Origin of the sequence: Streptomyces sp. SM10 (assembly GCF_002910915.1) — a bacterium.
Lineage (GTDB): Bacteria > Actinomycetota > Actinomycetes > Streptomycetales > Streptomycetaceae > Streptomyces.
The window spans coordinates 1-25,637 of the sequence record NZ_NEUF01000138.1 but is presented as its reverse complement, the minus strand read 5'-3'; the positions used below and the strand labels follow the sequence as shown (position 1 = coordinate 25,637).

Below are 25,637 nucleotides of genomic sequence, written 5' to 3'. Positions count from 1 at the left end.
GCGGACGGCCCCGCTCCCCGGTGCGGGACCTGGGGGCGGGGCCGACGGCGGTCGCCGTGGGTCAGCCGAGCTTGGAGACGTCGCGGACCGCGCCCCGGTCCGCGCTCGTCGCCATCGCCGCGTAGGCGCGCAGAGCCGCCGACACCTTGCGCTCGCGGTTCTTCGGCGCGTACACGCCGTTCAGCGCTTCGCGGCGGGCGGCGAGCTCCGCGTCCGGGACGAGGAGCTCGATGGAGCGGTTCGGGATGTCGATCCGGATCCGGTCGCCGTCCTCGACCAGCGCGATCGTGCCGCCTGCCGCCGCCTCGGGCGAGGCGTGGCCGATGGACAGGCCCGAGGTGCCGCCGGAGAAGCGGCCGTCGGTGACGAGCGCGCAGCTCTTGCCGAGGCCGCGGCCCTTCAGGAAGGACGTCGGGTAGAGCATCTCCTGCATGCCGGGGCCGCCGCGCGGGCCCTCGTAGCGGATGACGACGACGTCGCCGTGCTCGATCTCCTTGCGGAGGATCTTGTCGACGGCGTCCTCCTGGGACTCGCAGACGACGGCCGGGCCCTCGAAGGTCCAGATCGACTCGTCGACGCCCGCCGTCTTCACGACACAGCCGTCCACGGCGAGGTTGCCCTTGAGGACCGCGAGGCCGCCGTCCTTGGAGTACGCGTGCTCCAGGTCGCGGATGCAGCCGCCGGCCGCGTCCAGGTCGAGGGTGTCCCAGCGCTCGGACTGCGAGAAGGCGGTCGCGGAGCGGACGCAGCCGGGGGCCGCGTGCCAGAGCTCGACGGCCTCGTCCGAGGCGGAGCCGCCCCGGACGTCCCAGGTCTTGAGCCACTCGTCGAGGGTGTCGGAGTGCACGGAGTGCACGTCCTCGTTGAGCAGTCCCGCGCGGTAGAGCTCACCGAGGAGGGCGGGGATACCGCCGGCCCGGTGGACGTCCTCCATGTAGTACGTGCCGCCGGGGGCGACGTTGGGGGCGACCTTCGACAGGCAGGGGACGCGGCGCGAGACCTCGTTGATGTCGTCGAGTGTGTAGCTGAACTCGGCCTCCTCGGCGGCGGCGAGCAGGTGCAGGATCGTGTTGGTCGAGCCGCCCATCGCGATGTCGAGCGCCATGGCGTTGTCGAACGCGGCCCGGGTGCCGATGGAGCGCGGCAGGACGGTCTCGTCGTCCTGCTCGTAGTAGCGCTTGGTGATCTCGACGACCGTGCGGCCCGCGCTCTCGTACAGCGCCTTGCGGGCGGTGTGCGTGGCGAGGACGGAGCCGTTGCCGGGGAGGGAGAGGCCGAGGACCTCGGTCAGGCAGTTCATCGAGTTGGCGGTGAACATGCCGGAACAGCTGCCGCAGGTGGGGCAGGCGTTCTCCTCGATGCGGAGGATGTCCTCGTCGGAGATGGACTCGTCGACCGCGTCGCTGATCGCGTTGACCAGGTCGAGCTTGCGGACCGTGCCGTCGACCAGGGTGGCCTTGCCGGCCTCCATCGGGCCACCGGAGACGAAGACCGTGGGGATGTTGAGGCGCATCGCGGCCATCAGCATGCCCGGGGTGATCTTGTCGCAGTTGGAGATGCAGATCAGGGCGTCGGCGCAGTGGGCCTCGGCCATGTACTCGACGCTGTCCGCGATGAGGTCGCGGGAGGGCAGGCTGTAGAGCATGCCGCCGTGTCCCATGGCGATGCCGTCGTCCACCGCGATGGTGTTGAACTCGCGGGGCACCGCGCCCGCGGCCTTGATCGCGTCGGAGACGATCCGGCCGACGGGGGCGAGGTGGGTGTGGCCCGGCACGAACTCGGTGAACGAGTTGGCCACCGCGATGATCGGCTTGCCAATGTCCTCGCTGGCTACGCCGGACGCCCGCATAAGGGCGCGGGCGCCCGCCATGTTGCGGCCGTGGGTGACAGTGCGGGACCTCAGCTGGGGCATCGTCTCTCGCTCCTTCGACAGAAAAGACTGCCTCCGAGCGTACGCCCCCCGTGCCAAGATCTGGACACCCCGTCCGATATGCGGGACGGGGTGCTCAGTGGGCGGGCCGCTGCGGGCCCCGCCCACTCGATGGTCCACACGCCCTCACGCGGCAGGGAGCGCCTGGATCCACGCACCGTGGAGCGCGGCCGGCCGTTCGCCGGAGGCCGCCACGTACCACTGCTCCGTGGTGCTCAGCGGTCGGCGAGGTACCTCTGAAGGGTCGGCGCGACCATCGCGACGATCTTCTCCGGATCCGCCGAGGCGAGTGGCTCCGCCTGGATCACGTAGCGCAGGATCGCGATACCGATCATGTGCGAGGCGGCCAGTTCGGCGCGGAAGGTCGGCTCGGGCACGTCCAGTTCGGCCGCGATCCGCTCCAGCAGCCTGCGCAGCACGAAGCCACGCAGCACCTTCGCCGCCGCCTCTTGGGTGAGCGCCGAGCGGACGATCGCCAGCAGGGGCGCCCGCGTCACCGGGTTCTCCCACACGCCGATGAAGTACCGGGCCAGCCGCTCCCCCATGTCCTGTGCGGGTCCGTCGAGGATCTCCGTGATGACGAGGGCCGGCTCGAAGGAGACCTCGACCGCCGCGGCGAAGACGTCGTCCTTCGTGCCGAAGTAGTGGTGGACGAGGGCGGCGTCGACGCCCGCCTCCTTGGCGATGCCCCGGATCGACGTCTTGTCGTAGCCGCGCCGGGCGAACTCCGTACGGGCCGCCTCCAGGATGCGGGTCCTGGCGTCGGGGCCGGTGGCGTCCCCCGTGCGGGAGGGTCGGCCCCTGCGCCGGGGGGCGGGACCGTCGGCGCCGGGGGTCACGGGCGGGGCGCCTGCGCCGAGGACGCCAGATGGAGCCGGGTGTAGGCGAGCGCCTCCGCGAGGTCGGCCTCGCGTTCGGCCGAGGACATGGCGCGGCGGGTGTTGACCTCGATGACCACATGGCCGTCGAAGCCGGTACGGGCCAGCCGCTCCAGAAGTTCCGCGCAGGGCTGGTCGCCCCGGCCGGGCACCAGGTGCTCGTCCTTCCCGGAGCCCCTGCCGTCGGCGAGGTGGACGTGGGCGAGCCGGTCCCCCATCCGGTCCACCATGGCCAGGCCGTCGGTGCGCGCGGTCGAGGTGTGCGAGAGGTCCACGGTGAAGTGGCGGTAGTCGTCGTTGCTGACGTCCCAGGCGGGTGCGTACGCGAGCATCTCGCGGTCCCGGTAGCGCCACGGGTACATGTTCTCCACGGCGAAACGCACGTCGGTCTCGTCCGCCATGCGCCAGATGCCGGAGACGAAGTCGCGGGCGTAGTTGCGCTGCCACCGGAACGGCGGGTGGACGACCACGGTCGAGGCCCCGAGCTTCTCGGCCGCGGCCCTGGCCCGCTGGAGCTTCACCCAGGGGTCGGTCGACCAGACCCGCTGGGTGATCAGCAGACAGGGCGCGTGCACGGCCAGGATCGGCACCTGGTGGTAGTCCGACAGGCGCTTCAGCGCCTCGATGTCCTGGCTGACGGGGTCGGTCCAGACCATGACCTCGACCCCGTCGTACCCCAGGCGCGCAGCGATCTCGAAGGCCGTCGCCGTGGACTCCGGGTAGACGGAGGCCGTCGACAGGGCGACCTTCGCATCCGGGATGCGCACCACTGGTTCTGCCACGTGGACAGCGTACGGGCAGCGCCGCGCACCGCCGAGGGAGCCCGGCGGAAAGTGAGGAGGGCCATGCGGGACCGGCGCCGGGATCAGGCCAGGGCCGCCTGCTGGGCGGGCAGGTGGTCGAGCCGTCGCAGGATCACTCCCTCCCGCAGTGCCCAGGGGCAGATCTCCAGCTCCTCGACCCCCAGGAGGTCCATCGCCCCCTCGGCCACGAGCGCCCCCGCGAGGAGCTGCGCGGCGCGCCCCTCGGTGACCCCCGGCAGATGTCCGCGCTGCTCGACGGTCATCGCCGACAGCTTCGGCACCCACTCCTCCAGGGCCTTACGGGTGAGGATCCGCTGCACGTACAGCCCCTCGGCGGAGCGGGCGGCGCCCGAGATCCTGGCGAGCTGCCGGAACGTCTTGGAGGTCCCCACGACGTGGTCGGGCGGCCCCAGGCGGGTGAACTCACCGACCGTACGGGCGATCCCGGCACGGACGTGGCGGCGGAGCGCCCGTACGTCCGCCGCGTCGGGCGGGTCGCCCGGCAGCCAGCCGGCGGTGAGGCGCCCGGCGCCGAAGGGCAGCGACACCGCCGCGTCGGGCTCCTCGTCCATCCCGTAACCGACCTCCAGCGAACCGCCGCCGATGTCCAGGAGGAGCAGCTTCCCGGCCGACCATCCGAACCAGCGGCGGGCGGCCAGGAAGGTCAGCCGGGCCTCCTCCTCGCCGCTGAGGACGGCGAGGGCGACACCGGTCTCGTCCCGCACGCGTGCCAGCACCTGGTCCGCGTTGCCGGCCTCGCGGACGGCGGAGGTGGCGAACGCGAGCACGTCCTCGCACCCCTTGTCCTCGGCCGCCTGGAGCGCGCCGGCGATCGTCGTCACCAGCCGGTCCACACCTTCGGGGCCGATCGCCCCGTCCCGATCGAGGAGTTCGGCGAGCCGCAGTTCGGCCTTGTGCGAGTGCGCGGGCTGAGGGCGCGCACCGGGATGCGCGTCGACCACCAGCAGATGCACCGTGTTCGACCCCACGTCGAGGACTCCGAGTCTCATACGGGAACGCTACTGCGGCTTACTCTGGGCACGTGCCAAAGACGAAAAAGGCGAAGCCGGACAAAGCCACGAAGAAGCAGCAGAAGACGGAGCGGGAGATGCCTCCGCCGGGAGGAACGGGGCCGGACGGGCCCGACGAGAAGGGGCTCGACTTCGCGCGGGCCTGGGTCGAATTCCCCGACCCCGCCGATGACGAGCAGATCTTCCGCTGCGACCTGACCTGGCTCACGTCCAGGTGGACCTGCATCTTCGGCAGCGGCTGCCAGGGCATCCAGACGGGCCGGGCGGACGACGGCTGCTGCACGCTGGGCGCGCACTTCTCGGACAAGGACGACGAGAAGCGGGTGGCCGGACACGTCGCACGGCTCACACCGGAGCTGTGGCAGTTCCACGACGTCGGCACGGAGACCGGCTGGGTCGGTGTCGACGAGGACGGCGAGCGCCAGACACGGCGCTGGGAGGGCTCCTGCATCTTCCAGAACCGGCCCGGTTTCCCGGGCGGCGCGGGCTGCTCGCTGCACATCCTGGCGCTCCGGGAGGGCAAGGAGCCGCTGGAGACCAAACCCGACGTGTGCTGGCAGCTGCCGGTCCGCCGGACGTACGACTGGATCGAGCGGCCCGACGACACACGTGTGCTCCAGATCTCGATCGGGGAGTACGACCGCCGGGGCTGGGGTCCGGGTGGTCACGATCTGCACTGGTGGTGCACGTCGGCGACGTCCGCGCACGGGGCGGGCGAACCGGTCTACGTGTCCTACCGCCCCGAGCTCACCGAGATGATGGGCAAGGAGGCCTACCACCGGCTGGCGGAGCTGTGCGAGCAGCGGCTGGCATCGCTGCTGCCGATGGCGCCGCATCCGGCGGACCCTGCCTGAGCCGGGTCGTCGAGACGGCCCTCGACGCGGGTTCCGCGGGTTCCTGAGGTCGGTTCTCGATGCCGGGGCCTGGGGCGGGGTCCTTGAGGCAGGAACCCTTGCGGAGGGCGCTCGATGCCAGGCCCCCGAGGCGGGCCCTCGTCTCCCGTACCGCCGACGGCGGCCCGGTGCGTGGCGGACAGACGTTCCGCCGCGCACCGGGCCGCCGTCGCGTGTCAGCCCGCCGGAGCGGACGGCTCGCCCGAGGCCGTCGGGGACCCGGACGAGGGGCCGGGTCCGGAGGTGCCGTCGGACGGCGACGGTGTGGGGCCGGGAGAGTCCGTCGGCGGGTCGGTCGGCGTGGGGGTCGGGTCCGGCGGCCCGGTGGGCTCCGTGGGGTCCGGCGTCGGATCCGTCGAAGGGGAAGGGGCCGGTGAGGACGGCGTGGGGCTCGGAGGTCCCGAGGACGGATCCGGTGACGGCGCCGGGCTCCCGGGACGCGGAGCCGTGGGACCGCGTCCGGTGATCGCGACCGCGGATCCCGACGGGGCGAGCACGACGCGGGCGCTCCACGGGCCCCGCGGCTCGGCCTCGTGGTCCACGAAGACAGTGAGGGTGGTGCTCCGGCCGGGGGCGAGGGTGCCGGACGAACGGCTGAGGCGCAGCCACGGAGAGTCGGCCCGGGCCGACCACGCGACGGCTCCGTCGCCGGTCGCGGTCAGGGTGATCGCCGTGCGGCCTCCCGACGGGCCCGGACGCACGGAGACCGCGAGCGAGCCCCCGTCGGGGCCGGGCCCGACGCTGACGACCTCGGCCGACACGTCCGGGCTCCGGTCGCCGTCCGTGAAGGCGTCGCCGCCGTCGGGGCCCGCGTTGCCGGCGTTCTCGTAGGGGGCGTACGGATCGCCGTCGGGGCCGGGTTCGCCGTCCACCTCCGTGGCGGTGACCGAGGTGTCCCGGCCCTCGCCGGTCAGCGGCGCGCCCCGGTAGGCGGCCCACAAGGCGATCACCGGGGCGGCGACGACCGTCGCCACGACCGTCGTCGTCACGACCCGGGCACGCAGCCGGTCCCGGCGCGCGGCGTGGTCCTTGGGGTCCAGCGGGAAGCCGGTCCGGCCGAATCGCGGGGCACCGGACCTGGACCGCCTGGCGTGCACCAGGGCGACGTGCACGGAGGGGCGGGGCGCCTCGACGACCGGCAGTGCGGCGGCCGGGGTGACGGCCGCACCCGGCCACGGCCCGGAGGCGCCGGACCGCTCGGCGGCGCCGCGGCAGCGGGGGCAGTCGTCGACGTGCCGGACGAGCTCGCGGCGCAGGGCGGCCGAGAGCAGCATCCGGGGGGAGCCGGTGAGCCGGGCGACGGCCGGGCAGTTCCCCGTCTCGACGACGGCGAGGGCCGCGCGGGTCCGCTCCACCTCGCAGGCCGCGCCGGCCAGAAGCTCTCGGGCGCTGCCGGGGTCTAGGCCGAGGACCGCGGCCACGGCCCGTGGGGTGAGCCCGTGGCGCACGGCGAGCTCCAGTGCCTCGCGCTGCTCGGGGGTGGTGCCGGCGGCCTCGGGCCAGGCCAGCCGCGCGAGTTCGCGGCGGTGCGCTTCGGCCGCCGGGGACTCCGGGGAGCAGCCGGGGGCGGAGGCCTCCTCCGGCGTCCCGTGGGCGCCTGCCGCACGGTCCCCCCCGGACGGCGCGGCACCGCGGACGGGCGGGCGCCGGTGCGCCTGACGGCCCCGCCGCTGCTCGGTGAGCACCCGCAGGCACGTCCACCGGGCCAGTGCGTACAGCCAGGATTTACGTTCCTCCTCGGCCCCGGGGCACCGGGCGTCCTGCCGTTCGGCGATCGCCAGGACCGAGCCGAGCGCCTCGGTGGCCACCTCGTGGTCGCAGAGCACGGAGAGGCAGTAGGTGAACAGGCCGTCGAGATACGGCTCGTCGAGTGCGGGCGAGCGCCGCGCCGAAGACCGGGCATCTCGGCGGTGCGCCCGATGTGCGCCGGTGGTGTGCGTGGGGGTCTCCAGCCTGCTGCTCATCACGGGGCGACCGTAGGCAGACACGGGTGGAGCCCTTACCGCACTTTCCGCTATTCCATCCTTACGGGTGACACTCCCCCTCGAAAGGGGACAGGAATCCCGCATTCCACGGGAAATACCGCATCGGGCGCATGTTCGACTTCCGCGCCCACGACCGGCGCTGTCAGACCGCACCTATACGGTGACGCCATGGCTGCCCGTACGAAATCCGCGAAGGACCGGCCGTCCTACCGCTGCACCGAATGCGGCTGGACGACCGCCAAATGGCTCGGCCGCTGCCCGGAGTGCCAGGCCTGGGGGACGGTCGAGGAGTTCGGCGGCGCCCCCGCCGTCCGTACGACGGCGGCCGGCCGCGTCTCCACGGCCGCCCTGCCCATCGGCCAGGTCGACAGCCGCCAGGCCACGGCGCGCTCGACCGGGGTCGGCGAGCTGGACCGGGTGCTCGGCGGCGGGCTGGTGCCCGGCGCCGTGGTGCTGTTCGCGGGTGAGCCGGGCGTCGGCAAGTCGACCCTCCTGCTGGACGTGGCGGCCAAGGCGGCGAGCGACGACCACCGCACCCTCTACGTCACGGCCGAGGAGTCCGCCAGCCAGGTGCGGATGCGGGCCGACCGGATCCGGGCGATCAACGACCACCTGTATCTGGCCGCCGAGACGGACCTCTCCGCGGTCCTGGGGCATCTGGACGCGGTCAAGCCGTCCCTCCTGGTCCTCGACTCCGTACAGACGGTCGCCTCGCCGGAGATCGACGGAGCGCCCGGCGGCATGGCGCAGGTCCGCGAGGTCGCCGGAGCACTCATCAGGGCCTCGAAGGAGCGCGGCATGTCGACGCTCCTGGTGGGCCACGTGACCAAGGACGGCGCGATCGCGGGGCCCCGGCTCCTGGAGCACCTGGTCGACGTGGTGCTCTCCTTCGAGGGCGACCGGCACGCGCGCCTCCGGCTCGTGCGGGGTGTCAAGAACCGCTACGGCGCCACGGACGAGGTCGGCTGCTTCGAGCTGCACGACGAGGGCATCACCGGCCTGGCCGACCCCTCGGGGCTCTTCCTCACCCGCCGTGACGAGCCCGTCCCCGGCACCTGCCTGACGGTGACCCTGGAGGGCAAGCGTCCGCTCGTCGCCGAGGTCCAGGCGCTGACGGTCGACTCGCAGATCCCCTCGCCCCGGCGCACCACCTCGGGTCTGGAGACCTCCCGGGTGTCGATGATGCTGGCCGTCCTGGAGCAGCGCGGCCGCATCAGCGCGCTCGGCAAGCGGGACATCTACAGTGCGACCGTGGGCGGCGTGAAGCTCACCGAACCGGCCGCGGACCTCGCGATCGCCCTGGCACTGGCCAGTGCGGCGAGCGACACACCGCTCCCGAAGAACCTGGTCGCGATCGGTGAGGTGGGCCTCGCCGGGGAGGTCAGAAGGGTGACGGGTGTCCAGCGGAGGCTCGCGGAGGCGTACCGTCTCGGGTTCAAGCACGCCCTGGTCCCGAGGGACCCGGGGCAGGTCCCGGCCGGCATGAAGGTCACGGAAGTGGCCGACATGGGCGACGCCCTGAGAGTCCTCCCCCGCCGGTCTCGGCCGGACGGACCACAGGAGGACGGCGCGCGCCGGTAGACTTTGCCCTGGTCTCCCCCGCCCGTACGAACGGTATGAGGGACGCAAGGGCACCGCAAACCTGTGACCGGAGGAGTGCAGTGGCAGCCAACGACCGGGCAGCATCGCCCGGAAAGTCCGGCCAAGGCACGGGTAACGAGGCGCTGATGCGCGCCTCGCTCAGCGCGGTCGCGCCCGGGACGGCGCTCCGCGACGGCCTGGAGCGCATCCTCCGCGGCAACACCGGCGGCCTGATCGTCCTCGGCATGGACAGAACCGTCGAATCCATGTGTACCGGCGGTTTCGTGCTGGACGTGGAGTTCACCGCGACGCGCCTGCGTGAACTGTGCAAGCTGGACGGCGCGATGATCCTCGACAAGGACATGACCAAGATCCTGCGGGCCGGCGTCCAGCTGGTCCCGGACGCCTCCATCCCCACCGAGGAGACGGGCACCCGTCACCGCACGGCGGACCGGGTCTCCAAGGCGTGCGGCTTCCCGGTGGTCTCGGTCTCCCAGTCCATGCGCCTGATCGCGCTGTACGTCGACGGCGAGCGACGGGTCCTGGAGGAGTCCTCCGCGATCCTGTCCCGCGCCAACCAGGCGCTCGCCACCCTGGAGCGGTACAAGCTCAGGCTGGACGAGGTCGCCGGGACCCTCTCAGCGCTGGAGATCGAGGACCTGGTGACGGTCCGGGACGTGACGGCCGTCTCCCAGCGGCTGGAGATGGTGCGTCGGATCGCGACCGAGATCGCCGAGTACGTGGTGGAGCTGGGCACCGACGGCCGCCTCCTGTCGCTCCAGCTGGACGAGTTGATCGCCGGCGTCGAGCCCGAGCGGGAGCTGGTCGTGCGCGACTACGTCCCCGAGCCGACGGCGAAGCGGTCCCGCACGGTCCTGGAGGCGCTGGCCGAGCTGGACACGCTCACCCACACCGAGCTGCTCGAACTGCCCGTGGTCGCAAGGGCGCTGGGTTACAGCGGCTCGCCCGAGACGCTCGACTCGGCCGTCTCCCCCCGGGGCTTCCGGCTGCTGGCGAAGGTGCCGCGGCTGCCCGGGGCGATCATCGAGCGGCTGGTGGAGCACTTCGGCGGCCTGCAGAAGCTGCTCGCCGCGAGCGTGGACGACCTCCAGGCCGTGGACGGCGTGGGCGAGGCGCGGGCCCGCAGCGTGCGCGAGGGGCTCTCGCGGCTGGCGGAGTCGTCGATCCTGGAGCGGTACGTCTGAGCCGTCGCCCGGGGCGCCATCGGGGCGGCTCCCCCCAGGGAGCAGCCCTGGTTCTCCGCCCGTGAAGCGCGAGAGGCCCGCCGGACACCCGTCCGGCGGGCCTCTCGCCGCTGTCAGTCCTTGGCCAGGACGAAGGAGGCCCGCTGGACGGTCTCGCCCGGGACCTTCGCCTCCAGCAGATACGTCCCCGGGGCGGCGGCGCCGGCAGGCGGTGTCGCGCAGCGGGGCGCGCTCTCCTTGCGGTCCCACTCCACGGTGTGGACGACCGTGGCCCCCGCCGGGATCCTCAGGAAGAAGGCGCCGCTCTTCGGGCAGTCCTCGGAGGACCACACCTGCTCGTCCTCCTCACCGGCTTCGGTGATCGTGAGCACGGCACTCTTCGGGCCGAAGTCCGCCTTGCAGTCGGTGGTCGAGGTGTTCCTGGCGCTCAGCCGGAACTCCGGCTTGTCGTCGGGCCCGTAGCTGAGCTCCGTCTTCAGGCTCAACTGAAGTGCGGAAGCCGTGCAGTTCGGGAGGGAGGAACCGGCCGGGACCTGCTGGCCGCCCGTCGCACCGCCGCCGCCCGCGCTCGTACCGGCGCTCGCGCCGGCCGCTGAGGAGCTCCCCGCTCCACCGGTGTCCGATCCTGCCGCTCCGCCCGTCCCGGCGTCCCCGCCGGACCCCTCGGATCCCGCACCCCCACCGCTGCCGGATGCGCCCGACTCGTCGCGTCCGCCGGGGGGTTGGCCGACCACCGGGCCGGAACTCGAGGGTCCGGGGGTGATGGACAGAGGGGGAGCGGACTCGCCGGACTTGCCGTCGTCCTTCCCCCCGCCGCTGCCACCACCCGAGGTGACGGCCCACGCGATCAATGCCGCGAGCAGCGCGATCACCAGCACGGCTACTGATCTGCGACGCCAGTAGATGCTGGAGGGAAGCGGCCCGACCGGATTGCGCATAGATCCCACGGCCCGAACTCTACGAGAGTTCCGGGCCAACTCCGGCCCCCAACCGCCGCTCTGATCGACAAGTTTTCCGGATCATCATCATGGAGCGGCCGTCCCCGGGTGCTTCCAGCCACTTTGCACCGGCTCGGGCATCGTCCGCCCCGTACGAAGGGACAGAACGGGTGGCGTTATCACCCCCTGGGCCCCCGGCCGGGGCGACACCCCCGCAACCGTGCACGACTCCCCCTCTTCCGTGCCAGGATCGTAGGTGCGATGACTGCCACGACTTCGACACAGACGCCCCCCGCCTCCCTCCATGCTCCCGTCATCGGGTGGTTCGAGCAGCACGCCCGCGATCTGCCCTGGCGCCGCCCCGAAGCGGGTGCCTGGGGCGTGATGGTGAGCGAGTTCATGCTGCAGCAGACCCCGGTGAACCGGGTCCTCCCGGTCTACGAACAGTGGGTGGCCCGCTGGCCGCGCCCCGCGGACCTGGCCGCCGACGCACCGGGCGAAGCGGTCCGCGCCTGGGGCCGGCTCGGCTACCCGCGGCGCGCCCTCAGGCTGCACGGGGCGGCGCAGGCGATAACGGAACGCCACGGGGGCGACGTGCCGAGCGAGCACGGCCAGTTGCTCGCGCTGCCCGGGATCGGGGAGTACACGGCCGCGGCCGTGGCCTCGTTCGCGTACGGGCAGCGTCATGCCGTGCTCGACACGAACGTCCGCAGGGTGTTCGCCCGGGCCGCCTCCGGCATCCAGTACCCGCCGAACGCGACCACCGCGGCCGAGCGCAAGCTCGCCCGCGCACTGCTCCCCGAGGAGGAGGAGCGCGCCGCCCGCTGGGCGGCGGCCACGATGGAGCTCGGCGCACTCGTGTGCACCGCGAAGAACGAGGACTGCACGCGCTGCCCGATCGCCGGACAGTGCGCCTGGCGGCTGGCGGGGAAGCCCGCCCACCAGGGACCGCCGCGTCGCGGCCAGACCTACGCCGGCACCGACCGGCAGGTGCGCGGCCGGCTGCTCGCGGTGCTGCGCGACGCGATCACACCGGTGCCGCAGTCCGCGCTGGACGCGGTGTGGGAGGAGCCCGTGCAGCGGGCGCGGGCCCTGGACGGGCTCGTCGCCGACGGTCTGGTGGAGCCCCTGGCGAACGGCCGGTACCGGCTGCCCCTGACCTGACGGTGCGCCGACGGGCCGGGCTGCCCAGCGGCTGTTACACAACCGATGGGCAGCCGTGCGTCCGCGTACGGCTGCTCCGCACACCCTCGTGACAACGCCTCCGTAACGTCACCGACGTCGGCAACCGGACCATCCGGCCGACGGCGGTACACGGGGATCCACGGAGGCGGTTGTCATGGCGCAGGGCGAGGTGCTCGGTTTCGAGGAGTACGTGCGGACCCGGCAGGACGCGCTGCTGCGCAGTGCGCGCCGGCTCGTGCCCGATCCCGTGGACGCCCAGGACCTGCTGCAGACCGCCCTGGTCAGGACCTTCGGCCGCTGGGACGGCATCGCCGACAAGTCCCTGGCCGACGCCTACCTGCGCCGCGTCATGATCAACACGCGTACGGAGTGGTGGCGGGCCCGCAAGCTCGACGAGGTCCCCACCGAGCAGCTCCCCGAGGCGAGCATCGACGACGGTGCCGAGCAGCGTGCCGACCGCGCCCTGCTCATGGACGTCCTCGGCGTGCTGGCTCCGAAGCAGCGCAGCGTCGTCGTGCTGCGACACTGGGAGCAGATGAGCACGGAGGAGACGGCCGCGGCACTCGGTATGTCCGCCGGTACGGTGAAGAGCACGCTGCACCGCGCCCTGGCACGCCTGCGCCAGGAGCTGGAGGACCGTGCGGCCCGGAGCCAGGAGGCCGAGGGGGTACTGGCGCGGATCCCGGCCCAGCCGGACAGGCGTCGTGACGAGCGGGGGCGGGAGCGGTGGGCGGCCTGACGGGCAGCAGGAAGAGCACGACCGCCGGCCGCGGAGGACTCGGGGCCGGTCTGGCGGCGGGGAGCGCGGCGGTTGCCGTGCTCGCCGCCTTCGGGCTGTTCTGCGCCGGCTGTTCCACCGGGGGCACGGGTACGCGCGACGAGGGCCCTGCCGCCACCCAGCAGGTCGCCCGTGCGGCGCCGTCCAGCGCCACCCCCACCGGGACGGCCAAGCCCGCCCCGCGGGTCGACGCGGTGCGGCTCGTCAAGGGCGACCCCAAGGTGAGCCGGCGGCTCAAGGACGATCTGAAGCCCTGTACCGGTGACGAGTACCCGGTCGACACCTCGTACGGCACCCTGACCGACGGCTCGGCGTCCGACGTCGTGGTCAACGTGATGACCTGCGGCGATTCGGTGGGCGTCGGCACCTACGCCTACCGGCAGCGCCCCGACGGCTCGTACGAGAACGTCTTCGCCGCCGAGGTGCCCGCGGTCTACGGCACCATCGACCGGGGTGACCTGGTGGTGACGACGCAGGTGTACGGGTCGGGGGACTCGGTCTCCTACCCGTCCGGCGAGGACGTCGTGACCTACCACTGGGCCTCCGGCCGGTTCAGCGAGACCGACCGGGTGCACAACGACTTCAACCGGGCCGTCGGCAGCGGGGAGGGCGATCTCCCCGCACCGCAGTCGACGCAGAACTGAGAGCCGCTCGCATGGCCGAGACCCATGTCCTCTTCGTCGAGGACGACGACGTCATCCGTGAGGCCACCCAGCTCGCACTGGAGCGGGTCGGCTTCATCGTCACGGCGGTGCCCGACGGGCTGCTGGGCCTGGAGGCCTTCCGGGCGGACCGCCCCGACATCGCCCTGCTGGACGTGATGGTGCCCGGCCTGGACGGGGTCAGCCTGTGCCGCCGCATCCGCGACGAGTCGACCGTGCCCGTGATCATGCTGTCGGCGCGGGCCGACTCGATCGACGTGGTGCTCGGTCTGGAGGCCGGGGCCGACGACTACGTCACCAAGCCGTTCGACGGGGCGGTGCTCGTCGCCCGCATCCGCGCCGTGCTGCGGCGCTTCGGCCACGCCGCCGGTGCGGGCGAGGACCCGTCCGGCGCCGTGGGGCAGCCGGACGAGTCGGACGGTGTGCTGGTCTTCGGCGACGTGGAGATCGACACCGAGGGCATGGAGGTGCGCCGGGAGGGCTCGCCCGTGGGGCTGACGCCGACGGAGATGCGGCTGCTGCTGGAGTTCTCCGCGGCGCCCGGCACGGTCCTCTCCCGCGACAGGCTCCTGGAGCGGGTCTGGGACTACGGCTGGGGCGGGGACACCCGTGTCGTCGACGTCCATGTGCAGCGGCTGCGCACCAAGATCGGGCAGGACCGGATCGAGACGGTCCGCGGCTTCGGCTACAAGCTCCGGGCATGAGACGGCTCGCACTGCGGACCGGGGTCCGCTGGAAGATCAGCATCGCGATCGCCGCCGTCGGCGCGCTCGTCGCGCTGGCGCTGAGTCTCGTCGTCCACAACGCCGCCCGCGTCTCGATGCTGGAGAACGCGCGCGAGGTGCAGCTGGAGCGCCTGCTCTTCGCCCAGCGGCTGTACGAGGCGACGAACACGCAGAAGCCGTCCCCGAAGTTCGGCTCCAAGATCAACGACCCCTCGCTCCCCGCGAGCCTGCGCAGCCAGATCCGGGAGAACCGGCGGGCCACCCACGTCGACGATCACGAGGACGGGGTCCCCGACGTCTGGGCGGCCGTGCCCCTGGCCAACGGTGACGTCCTGTCGCTGCACACCCGGTTCGCCGACCGCAACGCCACGGTCATGGGCGACCTCGACCGGGCCCTGGTCATCGGTTCGGTGTCGGTCGTCTTCGGGGGCTGCGCCCTCGGGGTCCTGATCGGCGGACAGCTGTCCCGGAGACTGCGCAAGGCGGCGGCCGCGGCCGGCAAGGTCGCCCAGGGCAACACGGAGGTACGCGTACGGGAGGCCGTCGGCGGTGTCGTACGGGACGAGACCGACGAGCTGGCCCGGGCCGTCGACGCCCTCACGGACGCGCTGAACGAGCGGATCGAGGCGGAGCGCCGGGTCACCGCGGACATCGCGCACGAGCTGCGCACCCCGGTGACCGGGCTGCTCACCGCGGCCGAGCTGCTGCCCCCGGGCCGGCCCACGGAGCTCGTACGGGACCGGGCCCAGGCGATGCGGACCCTGGTCGAGGACGTCCTGGAGGTGGCCCGGCTTGACAGTGCCTCGGAGCGGGCCGAGCTGCAGGAACTGCCCCTGGGCGAATTCGTCGGCCGCCGGGTCCGGCTCCTGGATCCGGAGATCACGGTGCGGGTGGTGCACGAGTCCTGGGTGTCCACGGATCCGCGGCGGCTGGAGCGCATCCTGGGCAATCTGCTGGGCAACGCCGCCAAGCACGGGGCGGGTCCGGTCGAGGTCACCGTCGAGGGCAGGGTCGTGCGGGTCCGCGATCACGGGCCCGGCTTCCCCGAGGCGCTGCTGCGGGAGGGGCCGAGCCGCTTCCGTACGGGAAGCAGCGACCGGGCGGGGCGCGGCCACGGCCTGGGGCTGACCATCGCCGCGGGGCAGGCACGGGTCCTGGGGGCCAGGCTGACGTTCCGCAACGCGGGGGGTGCCGGTGCCACCGGAGGCACGGGCGGGGCGGTCGCCGTGCTGTGGCTGCCCGAACACGCGCCGACGAACACCGGGAGCTTCCCCGTGCTGCGGCAGGCGGGGGCGGGCTGAGCTGACGCGGTCGGCGCGGCGGGCCGAACGAAAGCGGTCGGGCCCCGGAGACGTCTCGTCCCCGGGGCCCGACCACTTCAGGGGGTGTGCTCAGACGGCCTGGGACTCCTTGGCCGCCCCGGGTGCGCCGGCGGGCGTGGATCCGTCGGAGTCGACGGGGGCGGTCTCCGGCTTCGCCGTACCGCGCAGCGGGACCTCCTTGACGAACAGGGCCGCCAGCAGGGCCACCACGGCCACCGAGCCGCCCACCAGGAAGGCGAGGTGCGTCCCCGAGGCCACGGCGTACTCGTAGGCGTCGCGCATCGCCTCGGGCAGCTTCGCCAGGCTCGCGTCGTCCAGCTGCGCCGACCTCTCGGTCGCCCCGCCGCCGCCGCGGGCAGCCATCTCGTCCTGCACCCGTCCGGTGAACAGGGCGCCCATGATCGCGACGCCGAAGGAGCTGCCGAGCGTGCGGAAGAGGGTGGTGGCGGAGGAGGCCACGCCCATGTCCTTGAGCTCGACGCTGTTCTGCGCGACGAGCATCGTGATCTGCATCAGGAAGCCCATGCCGGCGCCGAGCACCGCCATGTAGACGCCGGAGGTGAAGCGCGTCGTGCCGGTGTCCATGGTGGAGAGGAGGAACAGCCCGGTGACCATCAGGACGCTGCCCACGATCGGGAAGACCTTGTACTTGCCGGTGCTCGTGGTGATCCGGCCCGCGACCAGCGAGACGACCATCATCGACAGCAGCATCGGCAGGAGCAGCAGCCCCGAGTTGGTCGCGTTCGCTCCCTGGACCGTCTGCTGGTACAGCGGGAGGAAGAGCACCGCTCCGAACATCACGAAGCCGGCCATGAAGCCGATCACGGACATGAGGCTGAAGTTGCGGCTGCGGAAGATGTGCAGCGGCATGATCGGTTCGGCGGCCTTCGTCTCGACGAAGAGGAACCCGACGAGGGAGGCGACGCCGAGCGCGATGAGCTCCATGATCACCGCCGAGCCCCAGGCGTACTCCGTGCCGCCCCAGGTGGTGACCAGGACGATCGCGGTGATGCCCACGGTGAGGAGCGCGGCGCCCAGGTAGTCGATCCTGGCCGTCGACCGCTCCTTGCGGGGCAGGTGCAGCACCGCCGTGACCATGGCCAGCGCGACCGCGCCCAGCGGGAGGTTGATGTAGAAGCTCCAGCGCCAGCCGAGGTGGTCGGTGATCACACCGCCGACCAGAGGCCCGCCGATCATGGCGATCGCCATCACGCCGGCCATCATGCCCTGGTACTTCCCACGCTCCCGCGGAGGCACCAGGTCGCCGAGGATCGCCATGACGCCGACCATCAGACCACCCGCACCGAGGCCCTGGACCGCGCGGAACCCGATGAGCTGGCCCATGTCCTGGGCCATGCCGCTCAGCACCGAGCCGATCAGGAAGATCACGATGGACGTGAGGAAGATGCCCTTGCGCCCGTAGAGGTCGCCGAGCTTGCCCCAGATGGGGGTGGAGGCCGCGGTGGCCAGGGTGTACGCCGTGACCACCCAGGACAGATGCTCCATGCCGCCGAGGTCGCCGACGATCGTGGGCATCGCGGTGCCGACGATCAGATTGTCGAGCATGGCCAGCAGCATCGTGATCATCAGGGCGAGCACCACCACCCTGACGCTGCGCGCCTTCGGCTCGGCCGGCCGGGCCGCCTCCGCCTTCTTCAAGTCCGTCATGCCGTGCTCCCCTGATCCCCTGAGTGCCTGGTCTGCCACCGACGCGGCACTTACTTGCCGACCGGCTAGTTGGCTACACTGAGGAAGGTAGACTCGTAACTAGCCGGGCGTCAAGTAAGTTCTTGGGAGAGTCGCATGGGCAGCACGCCGCAGCCGCGCCGGGGCAACACCCGACAGCGCATTCAGGACGTCGCCCTGGAGCTCTTCGCCGAGCAGGGGTACGAGAAGACCTCGCTCCGCGAGATCGCCGAGCACCTGCAGGTCACCAAGGCTGCGCTCTACTACCACTTCAAGACCAAGGAAGACATCCTCGTCAGCATCTTCGAGGACCTGAACAGGCCCGTCGAGGACCTCCTGGAGTGGGGCAAGGCGCAGCCGCGCACCCTGGAGACGAAGAAGGAGATCCTCGTCCGCTACAGCGAGGCGCTCAGGGCCGCCGAGCCGCTCTTCGTCTTCATGCAGGAGAACCAGGCGACGGTGCGGGAGCTGAGCATCGGCCACACCATCAAGCACCGAATCATCGCCCTGGTCGACCTGATCAAGGATCCCGACGCCCCGCTCACCGACCAGGTGCGGTGCTTCAGCGCACTCTTCACGATGCACGCCGGGATGATGGCGCTCAAGGACGCGGAAGGCGACCCCGAGGAGAAGCGCAAGGCTGCTCTCGAGGTCGCCGTCGAGCTGGTGACCCGGGCCCATGACCCGGGGGCCGCAGCCGCCTAGCGGCTGCGGGGGGGGTGCGTCAGACCTTGACGTGCACGGTCTTCAGGTACGAGACCGGGTTCAGCGCGGAACCGTAGTTCGGCGAGGTCCGGATCTCGAAGTGCAGGTGCGGGCCGCTGGAGTTACCGGTGTTGCCGGACAGGGCTATCTTGTCGCCCGTCTTCACGCGGTCACCGACCTTGACGTCGATCTCCGACAGGTGCGCGTACTGCGAGTACTTGCCGTTGGCGTGCTTGATCACGATGGCGTTGCCGTACGCGGGACCGTCGCCGGCACCGTTCGGGCCGGCCTTGACGACGCGACCGGTGTGCGCGGCCTCGACCTTGGTGCCGATCGGCACCGCGAAGTCCTGGCCGGAGTGCTTGTGGGCCCAGCGGCTGCCGCCGGTGCCGTAGGTGGCGCTCAGCTCGTAGTGGCTGACCGGGGTCTCCCACGAGGCGGCCTTCTTCTTGGCAGCGGCCTTCTTCTTGGCGGCCGCCTTCTTCTTGGCGTCGGCCTTCTCGGCCTTGTCGGCCTTCGCCTGGGCGGCGGCCTTGCTCTGCGCCGTCGCCTGCTTGGCGACGGAGTTGGCGGTGGCCGCGCCGGCGAGGGCCGCGGTGTCCGCGGTGCCCGTCGTGCCGGACGCGAACGCCGCGCCCGCGCCGAACACCATCGACGCACCCAGGCCGGCGGCCACGACGGCGCCGCTGACACGGGACATGGACGGGCGGCGGGAGTGCTGGAACGTAACGCGCTTCGACATGCGGTGAGTACCTCCGGGGTGACTGGACCCGGTGCTCGACCGGGCTTGCTCCACCTTGGTAACCCGCACCCCCGGCAACACTCAAACCCCCCATCTACGATCAAAAGCCGTAGCCGAGGGGCGGGGAATTCGCGGCGCCCGAGGACCCCGACGGCCACCGAAGAGGGTCCGGACAATCTTCGCCACGCGGGTTTAGCCCCAGCTCCAAACGCATCGTTCCTGGACAGGGCGCCATAATGAGGTCATTTCATCCCAAACCCCAAAAGCCTCACCTGAAGCAGGCCGAAGGTCCCTGCGCCGATCACGCCACCCCCTCCTAAGGCGGCTAGTAGGCCTCCGGGGGCCTGTGCGCCTTGTCACCGCCGGCGGGCCGGAAGCCTGTCCGTTTCGGGACCTTCGACCCCCGACCGCGAGGGTGGTGACAGCCCCCGGCAGGACGGCGGAGTGCCGACCGCCGGGCAGGAGCCGCCCCACGTCCGCAGAGCCAGGAGCCGCGCCACCGGCCTGCCGGTCGTCGCCGGGCCCGCGCATCCGCAGGGACCGGGCGGAGGCCGGGCCCGCCCGGACAGGCGCGGCAAGCGGACGGAGTCCGTCCCTAGGCTTCGGGTATGGAGAACGAAAACAAGCGGGCCGTCCGTGCGGCGATCGCGTCGGAGATGCGGCTTCTCGACCCCGACGTGCGTGCGTCACCGACGCTGGTCTCGGAGCTCCTGGACCCCGAGTTCACCGAGATCGGAGCATCAGGACGGCTCTGGGACGCGACGTCGGTCCTCACGGTGACGAGCTCCGGCTCCGTCCACCCCGGGTCCCCGGTGGCGGTCAGCGAGATGAGAGGCGCCGTACCGGCTCCCGGCATCGTTCATCTGACCTACGTCGCTGACCACGCGGGCCGCCTCGCACGGCGGAGCTCCCTGTGGCGTCACACGGAAGGCGGCTGGCGGCTGTACTTCCATCAGGGCACCTTGACGGACTGAGCCGCGCCGCCACGGCCCCCTGCCCCACCGCACGGAAAAGGGGCTGCCCCGGACCGTTTCCGGTCCGGGGCAGCCCCTTCGACGCTCAGGCGCCGGGCGCGCTACGCGTCCTTCGTCAGGTTCGGGCCGCCGCCCGCTGCCTGCTCGATCGGCGGGACGTCGGGCAGTGCCGACTTCTCCTCGCCGCGGAACGAGAACTTCTTCTCGTCCCCTTCGCCCTCGGTGCCCACGACCACGATGTGACCGGGACGCAGCTCACCGAAGAGGATCTTCTCGGAGAGGATGTCCTCGATCTCGCGCTGGATCGTCCGGCGCAGCGGCCGGGCGCCCATCACGGGGTCGTAGCCCTTCTTCGCCAGGAGCGACTTGGCCTCGGCACTGAGCTCGATGCCCATGTCGCGGTCCTTGAGGCGCTCGTCCACCTTGGCCACCATCAGATCGACGATCTGGATGATGTCTTCCTCGGTGAGCTGGTGGAAGACGACCGTGTCGTCGACACGGTTGAGGAACTCAGGCCGGAAGTGCTGCTTGAGCTCGTCGTTGACCTTGACCTTCATCCGCTCGTAGTTCGTCTTGACGTCGCCCTGGGCGGCGAAGCCCAGGTTGAAGCCCTTCGAGATGTCCCGGGTCCCGAGGTTGGTCGTCATGATGATGACCGTGTTCTTGAAGTCCACGACCCGGCCCTGGGAGTCGGTCAGACGACCGTCTTCCAGAATCTGGAGCAGGGAATTGAAGATATCGGGGTGGGCCTTCTCGACCTCGTCGAAGAGGACGACGGAGAACGGCTTGCGGCGCACCTTCTCGGTGAGCTGGCCACCCTCTTCGTAGCCCACGTAACCGGGGGGCGAACCGAAGAGGCGGGAAACCGTGTGCTTCTCGCTGAACTCCGACATGTCGAGGGAGATCAGCGCGTCCTCGTCGCCGAAGAGGAACTCGGCGAGCGTCTTGGAGAGCTCCGTCTTACCGACACCGGACGGGCCGGCGAAGATGAACGAGCCACCCGGGCGCTTCGGGTCCTTCAGACCTGCTCGCGTACGGCGGATCGCCTGCGAGAGGGCCTTGATGGCGTCCTTCTGGCCGATGACGCGCTTGTGGAGCTCGTCCTCCATGCGCAGCAGCCGCGAGGACTCCTCCTCGGTCAGCTTGAAGACCGGGATGCCGGTGGCCGTGGCCAGGACCTCGGCGATGAGCTCGCCGTCGACCTCGGCGACGACGTCCATGTCGCCGGCCTTCCACTCCTTCTCCCGCTTGGCCTTCGCCGCCAGCAGCTGCTTCTCCTTGTCGCGGAGCGAGGCTGCCTTCTCGAAGTCCTGGGAGTCGATCGCCGACTCCTTGTCGCGGCGGACATCCGCGATCTTCTCGTCGAACTCGCGGAGGTCCGGCGGCGCGGTCATCCGGCGGATGCGCATCCGGGAACCGGCCTCGTCGATCAGGTCGATCGCCTTGTCCGGCAGGAAGCGGTCCGAGATGTACCGGTCGGCCAGGGTGGCGGCCTGGACCAGCGCCTCGTCCGTGATCGAGACCCTGTGGTGGGCCTCGTAACGGTCGCGCAGACCCTTGAGGATCTCGATGGTGTGCGGCAGCGACGGCTCCGCGACCTGGATGGGCTGGAAGCGGCGCTCGAGCGCGGCGTCCTTCTCCAGGTGCTTGCGGTACTCGTCGAGCGTCGTGGCACCGATGGTCTGGAGCTCGCCTCGCGCCAGCATGGGCTTGAGGATGCTCGCCGCGTCGATCGCGCCCTCGGCGGCGCCCGCACCCACCAGGGTGTGGAGCTCGTCGATGAACAGGATGATGTCGCCGCGGGTGCGGATCTCCTTGAGGACCTTCTTCAGGCGCTCCTCGAAGTCACCTCGGTAGCGGGAACCCGCCACCAGAGCGCCGAGGTCCAGGGTGTAGAGGTGCTTGTCCTTGAGGGTCTCGGGCACCTCGCCCTTGACGATGGCCTGCGCCAGGCCCTCGACGACCGCCGTCTTGCCGACGCCGGGCTCGCCGATGAGAACCGGGTTGTTCTTGGTACGGCGGGACAGCACCTGCATGACCCGCTCGATCTCCTTCTCGCGCCCGATGACCGGGTCGAGCTTGGACTCACGAGCGGCCTGGGTGAGATTCCGGCCGAACTGGTCGAGCACCAGGGACGTGGAGGGCGTGCCCTCCGCGGGGCCGCCGGCGGTGGCCGCCTCCTTGCCTCCCGAGTACCCGGAGAGCAGCTGGATGACCTGCTGCCGCACCCGGTTCAGGTCGGCGCCCAGCTTCACGAGGACCTGGGCTGCGACGCCCTCGCCCTCGCGGATCAGGCCGAGCAGGATGTGCTCGGTGCCGATGTAGTTGTGGCCGAGCTGAAGTGCCTCACGGAGCGACAGCTCCAGGACCTTCTTGGCCCGGGGGGTGAAGGGGATGTGCCCGGACGGGGCCTGCTGGCCCTGGCCGATGATCTCCTCCACCTGCTGGCGGACCGCCTCGAGCGAAATCCCGAGGCTCTCCAGGGCCTTAGCGGCGACACCCTCACCCTCGTGGATCAGGCCCAGGAGGATGTGCTCGGTGCCGATGTAGTTGTGGTTGAGCATCCGGGCTTCTTCCTGAGCCAGGACGACAACCCGCCGCGCACGGTCGGTGAACCTCTCGAACATCGTTAATCGCTCCTCAGAGCGGTCAGGCAGTAAGGGGTCGGTCCCCTCCCTGTCCTTCCGCAGCTTAGTCCCGCAAGCGGGGACCGCTCATTTCAACTGCCGACACCCGGCCCTGCTTCCCGGGGGATCTCCTGCCCCGAACGCCGACAACTGCTCCAACCCGATGGTGCGAGACGATGTTCCCGCAGGCCAGGCAGATAGCCCTTTCGCCAGTACGCCGATGGCGAACGTGAGACGCTTTTGCCCGCGTGTCGCCCCTTCCCACTAGGGATGTCTTACCCGCACTCACCGACAGTCCATGCGGCGCACCCCCGTTTCCTCCGCTACGGGCGAACAACTTCGCGCTGCCGGACGCCTCCGCACGCCCCCGCACCGGACACGCTGGGCGATCGATCACGGACGGGGCGTAACCCCGGGGTGGGTTCGGCGGTTCATCGGACATGGCTTCCCTCGTCCCGCCTCCCCGCTCGTCGTCGGAATCCGACGACCGCGCACAGTGGTACTCCCGCGAGCTGGACTGGACGACGGCAGGCACGTCGCCGGTGCGGCTGCTGACGGGGCTGCGCTTCGACGTGCTGGAGCTGCCGGCCGCGGCAGGCCACGCGGCGCTGCGCCGCATCGGCCGCACCGGCCCGGTGGCGGTGGCGGGGCGGCGGATGCAGCTCCTGGTGGCCGCAGGCAGTGCCGAGGAGCTCCCCGGCCTGCTCGAGTGGCTGGAGTGGGGCGGGATCGCTCTCGACCTCTCCGCCGTCGGCGCCGGCGGGCACATCACGGCTCCGGTGCCGCCGGGCGGAGCGGCAGGCTCGCCGGGGGCCGCCTTCTGGCTGCGGCCCCCCGGATCGCGCCAGGAGGCGGAACCCTCGCTCCCGGCCCTCGGCGGCCTCGGGAGCAGGGGTGGGGATGCTCCCGATCTCGTACGACTCGTGGACGCGGCGGCGACCGAGTGCCACCGTGCCAGGCTCGCGCATGCCCGTGAACGCCTGTGGACCCATCGGCCGACAGGTCAGCCGTTGGCCTTCTCGTAAGCCTCACGGATCTCGGCGGGAACGCGACCGCGGTCATTCACGTTGTGACCGTTCTCGCGCGCCCACCGACGGATCTCGGCGGTGTCCTTGTTGCCACCGGTAACGGCGCGGCCCTTGCCACGGCCGGTCGCGGCGCGGCCACCGGTACGGCGCCCGCTCTTGGTGTAGGGCTCAAGAAGACCACGGAGCTTGTCCGCGTTGCTCGTGGTGAGGTCGATCTCGTACGTCTTGCCATCCAGAGCGAACGTAACGGTCTCGTCCGCCTCGCCACCGTCGAGGTCATCAACAAGAAGGACCTGAACCTTCTGTGCCACCGGATTTCCTTTCATCGAAAAATGCAGTACGCGGAAAGGAAACCGCTTTTCCCCGGAAAACACAAACCCCTGGGAGAGGTTCAGGAGCACAAGAACACGGGAAACATGCGCGATTCGGACATAGGGTTCCGGTACGTTCCGCCGTTCACAGGTGCAGAAGCATCCGGCTGTTGCCCAAGGTGTTCGGCTTCACTCGTTCGAGACCCAGGAACTCCGCGACACCCTCGTCATAGGAACGCAGCAGCTCGCTGTAGACATCTCCGTCGACCGGTGTCTCCCCGATCTCGGTGAAGCCGTGCGCCGCGAAGAAGTCCACTTCGAAGGTGAGGCAGAAAACGCGGCGGACGCCGAGCCAGCGTGCCGTCTGGAGGAGCTTGTCCAGGACCTGGTGCCCGACTCCGGCGCCCTTGATGCTGTGGTCGACGGCGAGAGTGCGCACTTCGGCGAGGTCCTCCCACATCACATGGAGTGCGCCGCAGCCGATGACCCGGGCGTCCTCGTCGCGTTCGGCGACCCAGAACTCCTGGATGTCCTCGTAAAGCGTCACCGTCGCTTTGTCGAGCAGGATGCCCTGGGAGACGTAGCCGTCCAGGAGTCCTCGGACGGACTCCACATCGCTCGTCCTGGCGCGGCGGACCGTGATCGCCGGCTTATTTACCGACGGGTCGGTACGAAGATCTGCGCGAGATCCGGTTTCCGGCCCGGTATCGGCTCCGGTTTGCGAGACGTCAGGGTGCTCGGTTTGCGGCTGCTCTGAGGACATCCCCCGACGCTATCGCCCGCTCTCCGGTGACGCTCCATCGGCTACGGTCCCGGCATCGGGCCGGTTCTCGGGCGGTTCGGGGAACGTGGGCGCCACAACGCGGATCGCGTCCCGGAGCGCTTCACGCTGCCCCGCGGACATCATGCCGAAGAAGGCGACCAGTGCGGCCGCCGGGTTGTCGCTCTGCGACCAGGCTTCGTTCATCAGTGCGGCCGAGTATGCGGCGCGGGTGGAGACCGCCGTATATCGATATGCCCGGCCGTCCACTTCCCGGCGGACCCAGCCCTTCTGATGGAGATTGTCCATTACCGTCATGACGGTCGTGTACGCGATGGACCGTTCCTGTTGAAGGTCCTCGAGAACTTCCCGCACGGTGACCGGACGGTTCCATTGCCAGACCCGCGTCATCACGGTGTCTTCCAGCTCTCCCAATTGGCGAGGCATGGCATCACCTTAGTGCTAGATGTCTGGAATGGGGCAATTTCGGGATGGCAAAAGGGCGCACGGCTCCGGGGAGCCGTGCGCCCTTCGTGCTCGGGTCCGGGTCAGACGCTCCCGGGCTGCGGAGCCTGCCTGGCCGCCTCGGCGCGGGCGAGCGCCGCGTCCACGGCGGCGTCCTCCTTGGCCTTGTTCGGGCCGCCCTGGCTCTTGATGATCGTCCTGACGAGGCCGATGAAGAAGACGGCCATCACCACGGGGGGAACGAGCGCGGATACGTAGTCCATGCCGTCCAGGGTAGCGAGTCCGGCATTCCGGCCACTCCCGGGCACCCCGCAGGCGGTCCGGCCGCGTCAGGACACCGCGCGCTCCTCGGGCGGGGGTGCCGGCGCGGGCCTGCGGCGGGGCGGGAAGACCTCCGACGGCTTGGGCATCGGGCGCTCCCCC

At 71.1% G+C, this 25,637-nt stretch carries 24 protein-coding genes; 11 read left to right on the top strand and 13 right to left on the bottom strand.

The window, feature by feature from the left end:
• Positions 1–61: 61 nt before the first annotated feature.
• The 4 genes from ilvD to B9S57_RS22270 form a co-directional block, all read right to left on the bottom strand.
• Positions 62–1,912, bottom strand: a complete 1,851-nt coding sequence (gene ilvD, locus B9S57_RS22285) for a dihydroxy-acid dehydratase (RefSeq protein ID WP_103517331.1) — start codon at positions 1,910–1,912, stop codon at positions 62–64.
• A gap of 233 nt (positions 1,913–2,145) precedes the next feature.
• On the bottom strand, positions 2,146–2,769 hold the full coding sequence (locus B9S57_RS22280; protein ID WP_103517330.1) for a TetR/AcrR family transcriptional regulator: 624 nt from the start codon (positions 2,767–2,769) through the stop codon (positions 2,146–2,148).
• Positions 2,766–3,590 carry a sugar phosphate isomerase/epimerase gene (locus B9S57_RS22275; RefSeq protein ID WP_103517329.1) on the bottom strand — a complete coding sequence of 275 codons (825 nt, stop codon included), beginning with the start codon at positions 3,588–3,590 and terminating at the stop codon, positions 2,766–2,768. The genes B9S57_RS22280 and B9S57_RS22275 overlap by 4 nt, the downstream gene beginning before the upstream one ends.
• 83 nt (positions 3,591–3,673) lie before the next feature.
• Positions 3,674–4,621 carry a Ppx/GppA phosphatase family protein gene (locus B9S57_RS22270; protein ID WP_103517328.1) on the bottom strand — a complete coding sequence of 316 codons (948 nt, stop codon included), beginning with the start codon at positions 4,619–4,621 and terminating at the stop codon, positions 3,674–3,676.
• A 32-nt stretch (positions 4,622–4,653) separates the two neighbouring features.
• Here B9S57_RS22270 and B9S57_RS22265 point away from each other — a divergent pair, with 32 nt between their 5' ends.
• On the top strand, positions 4,654–5,496 hold the full coding sequence (locus tag B9S57_RS22265; RefSeq protein WP_103517327.1) for a hypothetical protein: 843 nt from the start codon (positions 4,654–4,656) through the stop codon (positions 5,494–5,496).
• Positions 5,497–5,711: 215 nt separating this feature from the next.
• On the opposite strand, the gene B9S57_RS22260 is transcribed toward B9S57_RS22265, so the two are convergent.
• Positions 5,712–7,499, bottom strand: a complete 1,788-nt coding sequence (locus B9S57_RS22260) for a hypothetical protein (RefSeq protein WP_103517326.1) — start codon at positions 7,497–7,499, stop codon at positions 5,712–5,714.
• A gap of 189 nt (positions 7,500–7,688) precedes the next feature.
• On the opposite strand from B9S57_RS22260, the gene radA reads away from it, so the two are divergent.
• Together radA and disA are read left to right on the top strand one after the other, a co-directional pair.
• The gene (radA, locus tag B9S57_RS22255; protein WP_103517325.1) at positions 7,689–9,101 is read left to right on the top strand and encodes a DNA repair protein RadA; all 1,413 of its coding nucleotides are present in this window, start codon (positions 7,689–7,691) and stop codon (positions 9,099–9,101) included.
• Between the two features lie 80 nt (positions 9,102–9,181).
• Positions 9,182–10,306 carry a DNA integrity scanning diadenylate cyclase DisA gene (gene disA, locus B9S57_RS22250; RefSeq protein WP_103517324.1) on the top strand — a complete coding sequence of 375 codons (1,125 nt, stop codon included), beginning with the start codon at positions 9,182–9,184 and terminating at the stop codon, positions 10,304–10,306.
• A gap of 113 nt (positions 10,307–10,419) precedes the next feature.
• On the opposite strand, the gene B9S57_RS22245 is transcribed toward disA, so the two are convergent.
• Positions 10,420–11,244, bottom strand: coding sequence for a hypothetical protein (locus tag B9S57_RS22245; RefSeq protein ID WP_181011436.1), 825 nt, complete (start codon positions 11,242–11,244; stop codon positions 10,420–10,422).
• A gap of 261 nt (positions 11,245–11,505) precedes the next feature.
• Between B9S57_RS22245 and B9S57_RS22240 the strand changes: the two genes are divergently transcribed.
• The 5 genes from B9S57_RS22240 to cseC all read left to right on the top strand — a co-directional run bounded on the left by B9S57_RS22240 (position 11,506) and on the right by cseC (position 15,895).
• On the top strand, positions 11,506–12,408 hold the full coding sequence (locus B9S57_RS22240; RefSeq protein ID WP_103517322.1) for an A/G-specific adenine glycosylase: 903 nt from the start codon (positions 11,506–11,508) through the stop codon (positions 12,406–12,408).
• 175 nt (positions 12,409–12,583) lie between these two features.
• Positions 12,584–13,168, top strand: coding sequence for a SigE family RNA polymerase sigma factor (locus B9S57_RS22235; protein WP_103517321.1), 585 nt, complete (start codon positions 12,584–12,586; stop codon positions 13,166–13,168).
• A 50-nt stretch (positions 13,169–13,218) separates the two neighbouring features.
• Complete coding sequence (locus B9S57_RS22230; protein WP_103517342.1) at positions 13,219–13,851, top strand: hypothetical protein; 633 nt, start codon at positions 13,219–13,221, stop codon at positions 13,849–13,851.
• Positions 13,852–13,862: 11 nt separating this feature from the next.
• A complete protein-coding gene (gene cseB, locus B9S57_RS22225) occupies positions 13,863–14,573 on the top strand; it encodes a two-component system response regulator CseB (protein WP_103517320.1) in 711 nt (236 codons plus the stop codon).
• A complete protein-coding gene (gene cseC / locus B9S57_RS22220; protein WP_103517319.1) occupies positions 14,570–15,895 on the top strand; it encodes a two-component system sensor histidine kinase CseC in 1,326 nt (441 codons plus the stop codon). The genes cseB and cseC overlap by 4 nt, the downstream gene beginning before the upstream one ends.
• A 90-nt stretch (positions 15,896–15,985) precedes the next feature.
• Here the strand turns inward: cseC and B9S57_RS22215 are convergent, their stop codons facing one another.
• A complete protein-coding gene (locus B9S57_RS22215) occupies positions 15,986–17,584 on the bottom strand; it encodes an MDR family MFS transporter (RefSeq protein WP_103517318.1) in 1,599 nt (532 codons plus the stop codon).
• Positions 17,585–17,719: 135 nt separating this feature from the next.
• Here B9S57_RS22215 and B9S57_RS22210 point away from each other — a divergent pair, with 135 nt between their 5' ends.
• Positions 17,720–18,307 (top strand): TetR/AcrR family transcriptional regulator, encoded by a 588-nt coding sequence (locus tag B9S57_RS22210; protein WP_103517317.1) that lies wholly within the window; start codon positions 17,720–17,722, stop codon positions 18,305–18,307.
• A gap of 19 nt (positions 18,308–18,326) precedes the next feature.
• On the opposite strand, the gene B9S57_RS22205 is transcribed toward B9S57_RS22210, so the two are convergent.
• Positions 18,327–19,049 carry a M23 family metallopeptidase gene (locus tag B9S57_RS22205; protein WP_103517316.1) on the bottom strand — a complete coding sequence of 241 codons (723 nt, stop codon included), beginning with the start codon at positions 19,047–19,049 and terminating at the stop codon, positions 18,327–18,329.
• Between the two features lie 608 nt (positions 19,050–19,657).
• Here B9S57_RS22205 and B9S57_RS22200 point away from each other — a divergent pair.
• The gene (locus tag B9S57_RS22200; RefSeq protein WP_103517315.1) at positions 19,658–20,023 is read left to right on the top strand and encodes a DUF4440 domain-containing protein; all 366 of its coding nucleotides are present in this window, start codon (positions 19,658–19,660) and stop codon (positions 20,021–20,023) included.
• A 101-nt stretch (positions 20,024–20,124) separates the two neighbouring features.
• On the opposite strand, the gene B9S57_RS22195 is transcribed toward B9S57_RS22200, so the two are convergent.
• Positions 20,125–22,650, bottom strand: coding sequence for an ATP-dependent Clp protease ATP-binding subunit (locus tag B9S57_RS22195; protein WP_103517314.1), 2,526 nt, complete (start codon positions 22,648–22,650; stop codon positions 20,125–20,127).
• Between the two features lie 440 nt (positions 22,651–23,090).
• Between B9S57_RS22195 and B9S57_RS22185 the strand changes: the two genes are divergently transcribed.
• On the top strand, positions 23,091–23,675 hold the full coding sequence (locus B9S57_RS22185; RefSeq protein WP_103517313.1) for an SCO3374 family protein: 585 nt from the start codon (positions 23,091–23,093) through the stop codon (positions 23,673–23,675).
• On the opposite strand, the gene B9S57_RS22180 is transcribed toward B9S57_RS22185, so the two are convergent.
• The 4 genes from B9S57_RS22180 to B9S57_RS22165 form a co-directional block, all read right to left on the bottom strand.
• Entirely contained in the window at positions 23,654–23,989 is a 336-nt protein-coding gene (locus B9S57_RS22180; RefSeq protein ID WP_099173598.1) for an Lsr2 family protein, read from the bottom strand. The genes B9S57_RS22185 and B9S57_RS22180 overlap by 22 nt on opposite strands.
• A 145-nt stretch (positions 23,990–24,134) precedes the next feature.
• Positions 24,135–24,632, bottom strand: a complete 498-nt coding sequence (locus B9S57_RS22175; RefSeq protein ID WP_103517341.1) for an amino-acid N-acetyltransferase — start codon at positions 24,630–24,632, stop codon at positions 24,135–24,137.
• A gap of 129 nt (positions 24,633–24,761) precedes the next feature.
• The gene (locus B9S57_RS22170) at positions 24,762–25,196 is read right to left on the bottom strand and encodes a BlaI/MecI/CopY family transcriptional regulator (RefSeq protein WP_103517312.1); all 435 of its coding nucleotides are present in this window, start codon (positions 25,194–25,196) and stop codon (positions 24,762–24,764) included.
• Positions 25,197–25,297: 101 nt separating this feature from the next.
• The gene (locus B9S57_RS22165) at positions 25,298–25,477 is read right to left on the bottom strand and encodes a hypothetical protein (RefSeq protein WP_103517311.1); all 180 of its coding nucleotides are present in this window, start codon (positions 25,475–25,477) and stop codon (positions 25,298–25,300) included.
• Between the last annotated feature and the right edge of the window lie 160 nt (positions 25,478–25,637).

Coding starts and splice junctions, on each gene's coding strand:
- ilvD (WP_103517331.1), bottom strand. CDS start 1,912: ATGCCCCAGCTGAGGTCCCGCACTGTCACCCACGGCCGCAACATGGCG.
- B9S57_RS22270 (WP_103517328.1), bottom strand. CDS start 4,621: ATGAGACTCGGAGTCCTCGACGTGGGGTCGAACACGGTGCATCTGCTG.
- B9S57_RS22260 (WP_103517326.1), bottom strand. CDS start 7,499: ATGAGCAGCAGGCTGGAGACCCCCACGCACACCACCGGCGCACATCGG.
- radA (WP_103517325.1), top strand. CDS start 7,689: ATGGCTGCCCGTACGAAATCCGCGAAGGACCGGCCGTCCTACCGCTGC.
- B9S57_RS22245 (WP_181011436.1), bottom strand. CDS start 11,244: ATGCGCAATCCGGTCGGGCCGCTTCCCTCCAGCATCTACTGGCGTCGC.
- B9S57_RS22240 (WP_103517322.1), top strand. CDS start 11,506: ATGACTGCCACGACTTCGACACAGACGCCCCCCGCCTCCCTCCATGCT.
- B9S57_RS22235 (WP_103517321.1), top strand. CDS start 12,584: ATGGCGCAGGGCGAGGTGCTCGGTTTCGAGGAGTACGTGCGGACCCGG.
- cseB (WP_103517320.1), top strand. CDS start 13,863: ATGGCCGAGACCCATGTCCTCTTCGTCGAGGACGACGACGTCATCCGT.
- cseC (WP_103517319.1), top strand. CDS start 14,570: ATGAGACGGCTCGCACTGCGGACCGGGGTCCGCTGGAAGATCAGCATC.
- B9S57_RS22215 (WP_103517318.1), bottom strand. CDS start 17,584: ATGACGGACTTGAAGAAGGCGGAGGCGGCCCGGCCGGCCGAGCCGAAG.
- B9S57_RS22210 (WP_103517317.1), top strand. CDS start 17,720: ATGGGCAGCACGCCGCAGCCGCGCCGGGGCAACACCCGACAGCGCATT.
- B9S57_RS22205 (WP_103517316.1), bottom strand. CDS start 19,049: ATGTCGAAGCGCGTTACGTTCCAGCACTCCCGCCGCCCGTCCATGTCC.
- B9S57_RS22200 (WP_103517315.1), top strand. CDS start 19,658: ATGGAGAACGAAAACAAGCGGGCCGTCCGTGCGGCGATCGCGTCGGAG.
- B9S57_RS22195 (WP_103517314.1), bottom strand. CDS start 22,650: ATGTTCGAGAGGTTCACCGACCGTGCGCGGCGGGTTGTCGTCCTGGCT.
- B9S57_RS22185 (WP_103517313.1), top strand. CDS start 23,091: ATGGCTTCCCTCGTCCCGCCTCCCCGCTCGTCGTCGGAATCCGACGAC.
- B9S57_RS22170 (WP_103517312.1), bottom strand. CDS start 25,196: ATGCCTCGCCAATTGGGAGAGCTGGAAGACACCGTGATGACGCGGGTC.
- B9S57_RS22165 (WP_103517311.1), bottom strand. CDS start 25,477: ATGGACTACGTATCCGCGCTCGTTCCCCCCGTGGTGATGGCCGTCTTC.